The 11,485-nt window shown below is 64.5% G+C and carries 12 protein-coding genes; all 12 read right to left on the reverse strand.

The annotated features are described in order from the left end of the window. Positions 1-198: 198 nt before the first annotated feature. The 12 genes from parC to AC5ZFO_RS39475 all read right to left on the reverse strand — a co-directional run bounded on the left by parC (position 199) and on the right by AC5ZFO_RS39475 (position 11,446). A complete protein-coding gene (gene parC, locus AC5ZFO_RS39420; RefSeq protein ID WP_496123532.1) occupies positions 199-2,457 on the reverse strand; it encodes a DNA topoisomerase IV subunit A in 2,259 nt (752 codons plus the stop codon). Between the two features lie 60 nt (positions 2,458-2,517). Beyond that, entirely contained in the window at positions 2,518-2,796 is a 279-nt protein-coding gene (locus tag AC5ZFO_RS39425; protein WP_264621248.1) for a hypothetical protein, read from the reverse strand. A gap of 101 nt (positions 2,797-2,897) precedes the next feature. After that, positions 2,898-3,650, reverse strand: coding sequence for a DNA repair protein RecO (gene recO, locus AC5ZFO_RS39430; protein ID WP_282525103.1), 753 nt, complete (start codon positions 3,648-3,650; stop codon positions 2,898-2,900). A 133-nt stretch (positions 3,651-3,783) separates the two neighbouring features. After that, the gene (locus tag AC5ZFO_RS39435) at positions 3,784-4,164 is read right to left on the reverse strand and encodes a hypothetical protein (RefSeq protein WP_282525102.1); all 381 of its coding nucleotides are present in this window, start codon (positions 4,162-4,164) and stop codon (positions 3,784-3,786) included. Between the two features lie 21 nt (positions 4,165-4,185). Further along, positions 4,186-5,112, reverse strand: a complete 927-nt coding sequence (gene era, locus AC5ZFO_RS39440) for a GTPase Era (protein ID WP_282525101.1) — start codon at positions 5,110-5,112, stop codon at positions 4,186-4,188. Then, positions 5,102-5,968 (reverse strand): ribonuclease III, encoded by an 867-nt coding sequence (rnc, locus tag AC5ZFO_RS39445; RefSeq protein ID WP_282525100.1) that lies wholly within the window; start codon positions 5,966-5,968, stop codon positions 5,102-5,104. Before rnc ends, era begins: the two co-directional genes overlap by 11 nt. Then, positions 5,965-6,729 (reverse strand): signal peptidase I, encoded by a 765-nt coding sequence (lepB, locus tag AC5ZFO_RS39450; RefSeq protein WP_015685654.1) that lies wholly within the window; start codon positions 6,727-6,729, stop codon positions 5,965-5,967. Before lepB ends, rnc begins: the two co-directional genes overlap by 4 nt. A gap of 250 nt (positions 6,730-6,979) precedes the next feature. Continuing rightward, on the reverse strand, positions 6,980-7,399 hold the full coding sequence (gene acpS / locus AC5ZFO_RS39455; RefSeq protein WP_014494745.1) for a holo-ACP synthase: 420 nt from the start codon (positions 7,397-7,399) through the stop codon (positions 6,980-6,982). After that, positions 7,396-8,148, reverse strand: coding sequence for a pyridoxine 5'-phosphate synthase (locus AC5ZFO_RS39460; RefSeq protein ID WP_282525099.1), 753 nt, complete (start codon positions 8,146-8,148; stop codon positions 7,396-7,398). Before AC5ZFO_RS39460 ends, acpS begins: the two co-directional genes overlap by 4 nt. A 45-nt stretch (positions 8,149-8,193) precedes the next feature. Beyond that, the gene (locus AC5ZFO_RS39465) at positions 8,194-10,479 is read right to left on the reverse strand and encodes a RelA/SpoT family protein (RefSeq protein WP_282525098.1); all 2,286 of its coding nucleotides are present in this window, start codon (positions 10,477-10,479) and stop codon (positions 8,194-8,196) included. 207 nt (positions 10,480-10,686) lie between these two features. Beyond that, positions 10,687-11,079 carry a DNA-directed RNA polymerase subunit omega gene (gene rpoZ, locus AC5ZFO_RS39470; RefSeq protein WP_014494742.1) on the reverse strand — a complete coding sequence of 131 codons (393 nt, stop codon included), beginning with the start codon at positions 11,077-11,079 and terminating at the stop codon, positions 10,687-10,689. 196 nt (positions 11,080-11,275) lie between these two features. Further along, positions 11,276-11,446 carry a hypothetical protein gene (locus tag AC5ZFO_RS39475; RefSeq protein WP_183902822.1) on the reverse strand — a complete coding sequence of 57 codons (171 nt, stop codon included), beginning with the start codon at positions 11,444-11,446 and terminating at the stop codon, positions 11,276-11,278. Positions 11,447-11,485 lie beyond the last annotated feature (39 nt).

Consider the following 11,485-nt stretch of genomic DNA (forward strand, 5'->3'; position numbering starts at 1 on the left):
CTCGCTGTCATCGCCCGCCTAGTGCGCAATTGCGCACAGGGGCGGGCGATCCAGTATTCCGGAGAGGGGCGTGATGAAACCGAGAAGCCGCGGCGTACTGGATGCCCCGGTCAAGCCGGGGCATGACACCTGTGTTGTGGCATCCCGGCTCTGCGCAGCAGCGTTTCACGCTGCAGCGCATCCGGGACACGAGCCTGCTTACCCGATCACCTTGCCGAACTTGTTCGACTTCGGGAAACCCTTCGGCGGCATGCGGCCGGCATCCGCACGGGTGCCTTGCCACTCGGCGAGCTCCTTCATGGTCGCGGAGAATTCGCGGCCGGCGGAGTCCTTCCAGGTCAGGGCCGCCTTGGCCTCGAACACGGCGACGTCGGACAGGCCGCCGTCCTTGTACTTCTGCAGCCGCACGCCGCGACCGCGGGCCATCTCCGGCACTTGGTCGAGCGGGAAGATCAGCATCTTGCGGTTCTCGCCGATGACCGCGACGGTGTCGCCGATCACCTCGGTGACCGTGCGCGCCTCGTTCGGCATGTCGACGTTGAGGACCTGCTTGCCCTTCTTGGTCGTGCCGACGCAATCGTCCTCGTTGACGACGAAGCCCTGGCCCTCGTGGCTCGCGACCAGGAATTTGCGCCCGCCCTTGTTGACGAACAGCGCGACGGGAGCGGCCTCCTGCTCGAGGTCGATGAACAGACGGATCGGCTCGCCATGGCCGCGACCGCCCGGAAGCTTTGCGACATCGAGCGAGTAGAATTTGCCGTTGGTGGCGAACAGCAGCAGCTTCGAGGTCGTCTCCGCGAAGAAGGCAAAGCCGAGCTTGTCGTCCTGCTTGAAGGCCAGCCCCGAGAGATCCTCGACATGGCCCTTCATGGTGCGGATCCAGCCCTTGTCGGAGACCACGACCGTCACCGGCTCGCGCTCGACGAGGGCTTCCTCCATCGCGGCGAGGTCATGCTCGGGCGCATCCGCAAAGGTGGTGCGGCGCCTGCCGAGCGGCGTCTTCGGTCCAAACATATCGCGGACCTTGCCGACCTGCTCGCCGACCTTCTTCCACTGCTCCGGCTCCGAGGCGAGCACCGCGTTGATGCCCTTGAGCTCGGCGCGGAGGTTCTTGTCCTCGGTGCGGATCTCCATTTCCTCAAGCTTGCGCAAGCTGCGCAGGCGCATGTTGAGGATGGCTTCGGCCTGCACCTCGGTAAGCTTGAACGCCTTGATCAGCGCCGGCTTCGGCTCGTCCACGGTGCGGATGATCCTGATCACCTCGTCGAGGTTCAAGTACGCGATCAACAAACCGCCCAGAACTTCGAGCCGGTGCTCGATCTGCGTCTTGCGGAAGTTGGTCCGGCGGATCAGGACGTCGCGCAGATGGTCGAGCCATTCGCGCAAGCACTCCGCGAGCCCCACGACCTTGGGGATGCGGCCCTTGATCAGCACGTTGAGGTTCAGCGGAATCTTGTTTTCGAGCTCGGTCAGCCGGAACAACGATTCCATCATCAGGGCGGGATCGACGTTCTTCGACTTCGGCTCGATCACGATGCGGACGTCTTCGGCCGACTCGTCCCTGATGTCGCCGACCAGCGGCAGCTTCTTCTGGTCCAGCAGCTCGGCGACCTTCTCGATCAGGCGCGACTTCTGCACCAGGAAGGGAATCTCGGTGACGACGACGACCCAGGTACCGCGCGTACCCTCTTCCTGCTCCCATCGCGCGCGAACACGGAACGAGCCGCGACCGGTCGTATAGGCCTCAGCGATCGCCTGCTTGGAATCGACGCAGATGCCGCCGGTCGGGAAATCCGGGCCCTTCACCCACTTCAGCAGCGCCTTCGACTTCGCGTCGGGCTTCTCGATCAGATGCAGCGCGGCGTCGCAGAGCTCGGCCGCGTTGTGCGGCGGGATCGAGGTCGCCATGCCGACCGCGATGCCCTGCGCTCCGTTGGCAAGCAGGTTCGGGAAGCCGCCGGGCAGCACGACCGGCTCTTTCGACTGGCCGTCGTAATTGGCGCGGAACTCGACACCGTCCTCGTCGATGCCGTCGAGCAGAAGCCGCGCGACGTCGGTCATGCGCGCTTCGGTGTAGCGGTAGGCGGCCGGGTTATCGCCGTCGATATTGCCGAAATTGCCCTGGCCGTCGACCAGCGGGTAGCGCGAGGAGAAATCCTGCGCGAGGCGGACCATAGCGTCGTAGATCGCCTGGTCGCCATGCGGATGGAACGAGCCCATCACGTCGCCGACGATCTTCGCGGACTTCTTGAAGGCCGTGCCGGGGTCGAGCCTGAGCAGGCGCATGCCGTAGAGGATGCGCCTGTGCACCGGCTTGAGGCCGTCGCGCGCATCCGGCAGCGCGCGGTGCATGATGGTGGAGAGCGCATAGGCGAGATAGCGCTCTTCCAGCGCCTCACGCAGCGGCACCTCGTGAATTTCGGCCGGTTCCTCCGGCGGAATCAATCGTTTTCCCATGCCGCCCGGTTAAACCGTGGAAGCGAATCGGGCAAGGATCGATTGGTTCCCTGTGGGCGGCTATTGCCCTGCCCAGCCGGCGGTCACTGGCTGCTGGGTCTTGGCTTGCGCGGTGACCGGCGCATTGGTCAGGCAACGCCGGGCGACCTCGATTTCGGCCTCCGTTGCCCCCTTGGACCGCGCCCATGCCTCTGCGGCCGCAGCGGAATATTTCGCCACGTAATACCGGACCACGGTGCAGGATGCCCGGCGAAAGACACCCGGTTGCGGCTCGCCAGCCACCGCGTCAGGCGCGAATGCAAGCAGCGCCGCCGACAAGGCGAATCCCTTGATCAACATTTAGGCTGTCCCCGTTGTGGAACCCAGCGAGGCCAATTCAACCAGGCGGATTTGGTTCCGGGGAATATCATGCCCTCAGGCAAGGCAGAGGCCCCCCCAGGTCATGGCGCCGGAATCGCCGCCTTCGCCTGCTGCCGCGTCAGCGCATTGATGAAGCCGGCGCGCGCGTCGGAATGGCCCTGGCCGCGCGGCTCCAGCACATGGCGCAGCAAGAACAGGCCGGTAAGCCGGAAGCCGTCCTGGAGATCCTGGTCGGTGAGGTCGCTCGCGGCCTCGCCACGACGCAGGAACGGCGGCAGGCGCAACAGCCGGTCGCGCCAAGGTTCGCCGGCCCCGCGCGACACCGCGCCGCCGGATTTCGGCGAAACATAGATCAGGTCCGTGGTCTCGCCGGTCACCGCACAGTTTTCCAACGCGAGCCCAAAGCCGAGCTCGGCGAGCATCGCCAGCTCGAAATGGATGAGGTGCACGGCGGCACTGCCGATATCGTCGAAATCATCGAACGAATGTTCGAGCATCGCAAAGATGTCTTCGTGCGGATCGCGCTCCGGCAGCAGCCGCGCAATCGAGGCGAGATGGGTGACGCCATAGACGCCGTGGGAGGATCCCAGCAGCGTCGCCGCGCGCAGCTTGAGGCCCTCAACCGCATAGGTGCCGAGATGCTCGTCGAGCCGCGCCCGCCACACCACGCTGACGCTGTTGCCGGGCTGCAAGAGCGGTCGCATCCGCGAACCGGCGCCACCGCGCACGAGGCCGAGATGCCGGCCGTGCGTACGCGTCAGCAGCTCGACGATGGCGCTGCTCTCGCCATGCCGCCGCACGCCCAGCACGATGCCTTCGTCGGTCCATTCCATGGTAGGAAGTGTAGCGCAGTTCGAGCGATCGTAGGGTGGGCAAAGCGAAGCGTGCCCACCAATTTGATTTGCGGCACGATTATGGTGGGCACGACGCGCGAGGGCGCGCCTTTGCCCACCCTACGGCCCCGCACTAGGCGTTGAACCAGCCCTGCGCGTCGCCGGTGAAGGAGAAATACAGCCCCATCGCGGTCAGCACGCAGGAGACGATCTCGATGACGCCGTCGAGCTCCAGGCCCTTCTCGCCGATGATCTGGCCGAGCGAGATCACGGACAGTGCGAGGGCCGCCGCCAGCACCCAGCGCGGCCAGTTCTTGCGCCAACGCGCAGCCAACCAGACGAAATAGACCAGCAGCACGATCATGCCGCCGGCGAGCAGGGTCGCCATCATGATCATCTGCTCGGTCATTTCGGCATTGGGCGTGCGGTCCTGCACCGCGACCGACAGGGCATCCAGCATCAATGACGCATAGAGCAGCGCTTCGAAGCGCTGGACGTTGCTGGGTACGCTCATCGGTGACCGATCTTTTCTTGGTTATTCTTTGGGAAATTCCAGGCCCATCTCGCGATAGCGATCGGGATCGTCACCCCAGTTTTCGCGCACCTTGACGAACAGGAACAGGTGCACCGGCACGCCCAGGATCTCGCCGATCTCCTTGCGCGAGTCCGCGCCGATCGACTTGATGGTGGCGCCGCCTGCGCCGAGCACGATCTTGCGCTGGCTCTCGCGCTCGACGAAGATCGTCTGCTCGATGCGCACCGACTTATCCTTGCGCTCCTCCCACTTGTCGGTCTCGACCGTGGATTGGTAGGGCAATTCCTGATGCAGCTTGCGATAGATCTTCTCGCGCGTGATCTCGGCCGCAAGCTGCCGCATCGGCGCGTCCGACATCTGGTCTTCGGGATAGAGGAACGGCCCCGGCGGCACGATTTCCGCCAGCGTGTGCCTGAGGTCGTCGACGCCGTCGCCCGAGATCGCCGCGATCATGAAGGTCTTTGCAAAGGCCATGCGCTCGTTGGCGGCTTGCGCCAGCGCCAGCAGCTTCTCACGCTGGACCAGATCGACCTTGTTGATGACCAAGATCTTGTCGTGATTGACGCTCGCGGCCTTGGTGAGGATCGCCTCGGCCTCTTCATCAATCCCGGTCTTGGCGTCGAGCAGCACGCAGACGAGGTCGGCGTCATGCGCCCCGCTCCAGGCCGTCGAGACCATGGCGCGGTCGAGCCGGCGCTTGGGCAGGAAGATGCCCGGCGTGTCGACCAGGATGATCTGCGCGTTGTCCTCGATGACGATGCCGCGGATCAGCGCGCGCGTGGTCTGCACCTTGCGCGAGACGATCGTGACCTTGGCCCCGACCAGCGCATTGACCAGCGTGGATTTTCCGACATTCGGCGCGCCGATCAGCGCAACGAAGCCGCAGCGCGTTGCGGAGGGCGCCTCGCCGCTTGGTTCAGCCGTCATTGCCGCCGCCAACACCTTCACGTTCGATCATCACTGAAGCCGCCACCTTCTCCGCTGCACGCTTGCTGCCACCGATGCCTTCGGCCGGCGCCAATCCCGGCAGATCCACCGCAACGCGGAACTGCGGATCGTGATGCGGGCCGGTGCGCTCGACCTCGCGGTAAACCGGCGTCGGCAGCCCCTTCCCCTGCGCCCATTCCTGCAGCACGGTCTTGGGATCGCGCAAGGGACGCCGCGGCTTGTGCATGCGTTCAGTCCAGTTGCGCCTGACGAATTCCGCCGCCGACGCGTAGCCGCCGTCGAGGAAGACGGCGCCGATCACGGCCTCGCAGATGTCGCCGAGCACGCTCTTGCGCAGGCGGGCATCGGCGCTCGGCCCGACCGAACCGAGCTTGACGTCGTCGAGCAGACCGAGCGACTTGGCAACGTCGGCGCAGCTCTCCTTGCGCACCAGTTCGGCAAGTCGCTTGGACAGCTCGCCCTCGTCGGCATTCGGAAAGGCGTGATAGAGCATGTCGGAGACGACGAGCCCCAGCACATGGTCGCCTAGGAATTCCAGCCGCTGATAGCTGTCGCCGCGCTTGCGCCCGGACTTCAGCGCCGAGACATGCGTGATCGCCTGCATCAGCAGATTCGGATCGGCAAAGCTGTGGCCGATGCGCGCCTCGAGCGCCGCGTTCGCATCCGAGCCCTTGGCCTTGCTGCTCCGCACCCGCTTCTTCTTTGCAGGCGTCTTGGTTTCATGTGTTTTGGTTTCAGGCGTCTTGGTCGCAAGCGTCTTGGTCGCAGCTTCGCCGTCGGCGCCCGCCGCGGGCTCGGTCGATTGGATCGGGATGTCCTTGGCTTCGTCTTTCATCGGACGATTTTGAAGAAACGGTTCCAGCGAACAGCCCAAGGCCAGCGCCAGAACATCCAGGCGTGCTCGCCTTCGGCGATGGAAAAGAAGATCATCTGGGCGCGGCCGATCAAATTCTCCTGCGGCACGTAGCCGACCTGGCCGAGGAAACGGCTGTCGGTGGAGTTGTCGCGGTTGTCGCCCATCATGAAGAAATGGCCCGGCGGCACGTTGTAGACGTTGGTGTTGTCCATGTAGCCGTTGTCGGCGCAGTCCAGCGTCTCATAGGACACGCCGTTCGGCAGCGTTTCCTTCCAGCGCTTCACCCGCGAGATGCCCCCGCCTTCGGAGCCGCAGGGATCCTCGCCGACAAATTCGCTCATGCGCTGCCGCTCGACCGGAGTGTCGTTGATGTAGAGCAGCCCATCCTTCATCTGGACGCGGTCGCCGGGAAGGCCGATGACGCGCTTGATGTAATCGGTGGAGTCGTCCTTCGGCAGGCGGAACACGACGATGTCGCCGCGGTTCGGGTCCGAGCCCCAGATCCGCCCCGAGAACAGCGGCGGCGAGAACGGGATCGAGTAGTGGCTATAGCCGTAGGAATATTTCGAGACGAACAGATAGTCGCCGACCAGCAGCGTCGCCTTCATCGAGCCGGACGGAATGTTGAACGGCTGGAACAGGAACGTGCGGATCACGAGCGCAATCAGGAGAGCATGGATCACGACGCGGATCGTTTCGCCGACGCCGCTTTCAGTTTTCGTTCCCGAAGTCACGCTCATTGCTCTCTCAATTCCGGCAGGCGATCACAGTGCGCCCTCCTACCGCGAACAGCCCATCGCTTCGCGGCCCAAGGAGATTGTCCTGATTCTGATAATGAGGGCCAATTCCGGCGTAAAGCCGAATTCGCCCAGGCTGATTTGCGTCCGCGGACTTTTAGACGGTTGTCGGGGGCCACGCAATCAAGGATCGCATCAAAACTGCATAAGACATTGATTTATAATATGAATTATAAAAACAGCCCGCTAACGGTCAGGGCTTGGCCAGCGGCACGGCGGAAATGATGACGAAGGCCTGCGCCAGCGGCCAGTCGTCGGTGATCGACAGGTCGATCTTCGCCTCGAACCCCTCGGGCGTCAGGGCCTGGAGCCGGGCCAGCGCCCCGCCCGTCAATTGCATGGTCGGCCGCCCGCCCGGCAGGTTGACCACCCCCATGTCGCGCCACCAGACACCGTTCCGGATACCGGTGCCGAGCGCCTTCGAGCAGGCCTCCTTGGCGGCAAAACGCTTGGCGTAGGTCGCGACCACCATCTTCTCGCTCTTGGCGCGCCGCTCCGCCTTGGCCCGCTCGGCCGCGGTGAAGATGCGGTCGAGGAAACGCTCGCCATGGCGCTCGATCACCTTGCCGACGCGGGTGATGTCGATCAGGTCGGAGCCGATGCCGATGATCATGCCCGGCTCCGGCCGCGGTCCATCGCGGCGCGCATGCTGCGCACCGTCTCGGCGAGCCCGACGAACAGCGCCTCGCCGATCATGTAGTAGCCGATGTTCAGCTCCATGAGCTCCGGCAGCGCCGCGATCGTCTCCGCCGTCGCATAGTCGAGCCCATGGCCCGCATGAACCTCGAGCCCCGCTTCCTTGGCCAGTTTCACCCCTGCCACGATCCGCTGCCATTCCGCCTCGGCCTTCCCGGTGTGGCCGTCGACGACGGCGTCGCACCAGGCCCCCGTGTGGATCTCGATCACGGGCGCGCGCAACCGTGCCGCCATCTCGATCTGCGCGGGGTCGGCGGCGATGAACAGCGAAACCCGGATGCCCGCATCGTTCAGGCGTGCGATGTAGGGCGCCAGCGCATTGTGCTGGCCGACGACGTCGAGGCCGCCTTCGGTCGTCACCTCCTGGCGGCGCTCCGGCACGAGGCACACCGCGTGCGGCTTGGTCGCGAGCGAGATGCGCATCATGTCGTCGGTCGCCGCCATCTCGAAATTCAGCGGCTTGGAGATCTCGGCCTTCAGCCGCGCCATGTCCTCGTCGCGGATGTGGCGGCGATCCTCGCGCAGATGCGCGGTGATGCCATCAGCGCCGGCCTCGATCGCGAGCAGCGCGGCGCGCACCGGATCGGGATGGCGGCCGCCGCGCGCGTTACGGACGGTCGCGACATGGTCGATATTGACGCCGAGGCGGAGCGGAGATGCGGGCATTTCAGGACTCACGAAATCGGGGGGACGGACGCATACGAAAGGCGTCTATCCATTAACACGTTCGACGCGGGCAACGACCGCCTTCGCGCGCAACTGGGCGAGGATCGCGCTCAAATGCTTCAGATCGTAGACTTCGAGATCGATCGTCGTCTCGGTGAAGTCGGGCGAGCGGCGCTGCATGCTGATGTTGTCGATGTTGCCGTCGTGCTCGGCGATCACGGTCGCGATCTGCGCCAGCGCGCCGGGCTCGTTGACGTTCTCGACCTTGATGCGGGCCGGGAAGCGCTGCGGGGCGGAGTCCTCGATGTCCCAGCGCACGTCGAGCCAGCGCTCCGGCTCCTCCTCGAAATCCTTGAGGGCCGGCGCCTGGATCGGGTAGATCGTGATCCCCTCGCCCGGCGTGACGATGCCGACGATGCGGTCCCCGGGCACCGCGCCGCCGTTCGGCGCGAACTTGATCGGCAGGTCGGAATTGATGCCGCGGATCGGGATCGCGACCGGGCTGCGAGGCGGCTCCGACGACTTCTCCTTGAGCTTGGCGGCGAGCCCCTTCTTGACGCCGTAGCGCGCGATCCGCTCCTCCTTGTAGTCGGGATACATCGCACGCGCGACGTGGGAGGCCTTGATCTCGCCACGGCCGACCGCCGCCATGACGTCCTCGATCGAGGTGCGCGCCAGCCGCGGCAGCGCGCCCTTGAGCTTGTCGTCGGCGTATTCGATTTTGGCGCGCTCGAACAGGCGCTCGACGATGCGCCGGCCGAGACCGACATATTGGTCACGCACCGCGGTCCTGGTGGCGCGGCGGATCGCGGCGCGCGCCTTGCCGGTGACCGCGAGCGTTTCCCAGGCCGACGGCGGCGCCGCTTGCGCCTCCGAGGTCAGCACCTCGACCTCGTCGCCGTTCTGGAGCTCCGAGGACAGCGGCGCGAACTGGCCGTTGATCTTGCAGCCGACGGCGCTGTTGCCGACGTCGGTGTGCACGGCATAGGCGAAGTCGATCACATTGGCATGGCGAGGCAGCGCGATCAGCTTGCCCTTCGGGGTGAAGCAGAACACCTGGTCGTGGAACAGCTCGAGCTTGGTGTGCTCGAGGAATTCCTCGGGGTTGGCGCTCTCCGAGAGGATGCCGATGGTGTGGCGCAACCAGGCGAACGCATTGGACTCGCGCTTGAGAAACTCGGTCGGCGAGCCCACGTCTTCCTTGTAGAACACGTGTGCGGCGATGCCGCGCTCGGCGATCTGGTCCATCGCCTCGGTACGGATCTGCAGCTCGACGCGCTGGTTGCCGGGGCCGATCACGGTGGTGTGGATCGAGCGGTAGTCGTTCTGCTTCGGCGTCGAGATGTAGTCCTTGAAACGCCCGGGCACGACCGGCCAGGTGGTGTGGACGATGCCGAGCGCGCGATAGCAGGCCTCGATGTCGTTGACGACGAGGCGGAAGCCGAAGATGTCGGACAATTGCTCGAAGCCGACCGACTTGCGCTCCATCTTGGTCCAGATCGAGAACGGCTTCTTGCGGCGGCCATAGACCCGCGCGCCCAGCCCCCGGTGGCGCAGATTGTTGGAGAGCTGGTCCTCGATTTCGCCGATCAGGTTGCGGTTGCGCTCGGCGAGCGCGTCGAGCCGCTGCATCACCACCGAATAGGCTTCCGGATCGAGGGTGCGGAAGGACAAATCCTCCAGCTCCTCGCGCATTTCCTGCATGCCCATGCGCCCGGCCAGCGGCGCATAGATGTCGAGCGTCTCCTCGGCAATGCGCCGTCGCGACTCCGTCGGCACGAAGTCCAGCGTACGCATGTTGTGCAGGCGGTCGGCGAGCTTGACCAGCAGAACGCGGACGTCGTCGGCAATGGCCAGCAACAATTTGCGCAGGTTCTCGGCCTGCTTGGCCTCGCGCGACACCAGTTCCAGCCGCTTCAGCTTGGTCAGGCCCTCGACCAGCGCGCCGATCTCGGGCCCGAAGATCTGGTCGATCTCGGCACGCGTCGCCTCGGTGTCCTCGATCGTGTCGTGCAGCAGCGCGGCCACGATGGTGGCATCGTCGAGCTTCAGATCGGTGAGAATCGCCGCCACTTCGAGCGGGTGCGAGAAATAGGGATCGCCCGAGGCACGGGTCTGCGAGCCGTGCGCCTTCATGGCGTAGACATAGGCGCGGTTCAGCAGGTCTTCGTTGGTATTGGGATTGTAGGACCTGACGCGCTCGACGAGGTCATATTGACGCATCATCCGCGCGCGGGGCTTGGCCGGGCGCCCCACCGGCGCAGTCGGGGCCACGGCAACCGATTCGGTTGCGGCCAGCATCTGCGTTTGTCTCGGGCGCCGATACACCATGCCATCCTGCCTTCAAACGGACCATCAGCCGCCCGTTGCATACATCTTAGCCCCGATCGCGCGTGCGTCCGATCAATTCGGTGACAGGCAAGCAACGCGATGCGGCAACGCTATGGTAACCACGAAAACGCCAACAAAAGCAAAGGCCCGAACACGGGTTCGGGCCTTTGATAAGATCACAAGAAGTCGACGACTGCGACGGGACGATTACTCGTCCTCCTCGGGCTGTTCTTCCGGCGGCGCGAGGCCCTCGAGGCCCTTCAGGAGCTCCTCTTCGGTCATGCGCTCAACGGCAACTTCGGTATCGTCGGCATCGACGCTGGCACCGGCGGAACCGATCAGCGGGACCGTATCGGGCTCGGGCTCGTCGACCTCGACGAATTTCTGGAGCGAGTGGACCAGCTCCTCGCGGAGGTCCTCCGGCGAGATGGTTTCGTCCGCAATTTCGCGCAAAGACACAACGGGGTTCTTGTCGTTATCGCGGTCAACCGTTAGTTGTGAACCGGACGAAATCATGCGGGCCCGGTGGGCGGCCAGCAGGACCAGGTCAAACCGGTTGTCGACCTTGTCGATACAATCTTCTACGGTGACGCGAGCCATGGACTGTCGCTCCGTTGTGGGTGGGACGAAATATGTGGATGATTGGGGCTAGTTATAGGGGACAGGGCGATTTCGCAAGGCCAATTTGTGATTTGGCCTCGCCAAACGGCTCTGCTACCCCCACATTGGGGCTGGGATGGGTGGTTTGCCGGGCTGCCATTGAGGGCGGCACCGGGCGTATGCAGGTCCGCCATAACTATACCTTGATTGCCACGACTTCTCCGGATTTGCGGTTTCGACGGGTTTCGGCGGCACCATAAGACTGCGCGGCTTGCTGTCGCCGCGCCAACAATAAACGATCAATCACGAACGCTACGCGAGCAAACTGAATGTCACCTTCTGCCACTAACAAGATCGCGCTCTTCATCGATGGGGCCAATCTCTACGCGACGGCGAAAACTCTGGG

The sequence above is a fragment of the Bradyrhizobium sp. Unk1 genome, from assembly GCF_059512345.1.

What these genes read in the sequence shown, in the direction of transcription:
- rnc (WP_282525100.1), bottom strand. Translation starts at nt 5,968, where the DNA reads ATGAAAGACGAAGCCAAGGACATCCCGATCCAATCGACCGAGCCCGCG.
- parC (WP_496123532.1), bottom strand. Translation starts at nt 2,457, where the DNA reads ATGGGAAAACGATTGATTCCGCCGGAGGAACCGGCCGAAATTCACGAG.
- lepB (WP_015685654.1), bottom strand. Translation starts at nt 6,729, where the DNA reads ATGAGCGTGACTTCGGGAACGAAAACTGAAAGCGGCGTCGGCGAAACG.
- rpoZ (WP_014494742.1), bottom strand. Translation starts at nt 11,079, where the DNA reads ATGGCTCGCGTCACCGTAGAAGATTGTATCGACAAGGTCGACAACCGG.
- AC5ZFO_RS39475 (WP_183902822.1), bottom strand. Translation starts at nt 11,446, where the DNA reads ATGAAGAGCGCGATCTTGTTAGTGGCAGAAGGTGACATTCAGTTTGCT.
- acpS (WP_014494745.1), bottom strand. Translation starts at nt 7,399, where the DNA reads ATGATCATCGGCATCGGCTCCGACCTGATCGACATCACCCGCGTCGGC.
- AC5ZFO_RS39425 (WP_264621248.1), bottom strand. Translation starts at nt 2,796, where the DNA reads ATGTTGATCAAGGGATTCGCCTTGTCGGCGGCGCTGCTTGCATTCGCG.
- AC5ZFO_RS39435 (WP_282525102.1), bottom strand. Translation starts at nt 4,164, where the DNA reads ATGAGCGTACCCAGCAACGTCCAGCGCTTCGAAGCGCTGCTCTATGCG.
- recO (WP_282525103.1), bottom strand. Translation starts at nt 3,650, where the DNA reads ATGGAATGGACCGACGAAGGCATCGTGCTGGGCGTGCGGCGGCATGGC.
- AC5ZFO_RS39465 (WP_282525098.1), bottom strand. Translation starts at nt 10,479, where the DNA reads ATGGTGTATCGGCGCCCGAGACAAACGCAGATGCTGGCCGCAACCGAA.
- AC5ZFO_RS39460 (WP_282525099.1), bottom strand. Translation starts at nt 8,148, where the DNA reads ATGCCCGCATCTCCGCTCCGCCTCGGCGTCAATATCGACCATGTCGCG.
- era (WP_282525101.1), bottom strand. Translation starts at nt 5,112, where the DNA reads ATGACGGCTGAACCAAGCGGCGAGGCGCCCTCCGCAACGCGCTGCGGC.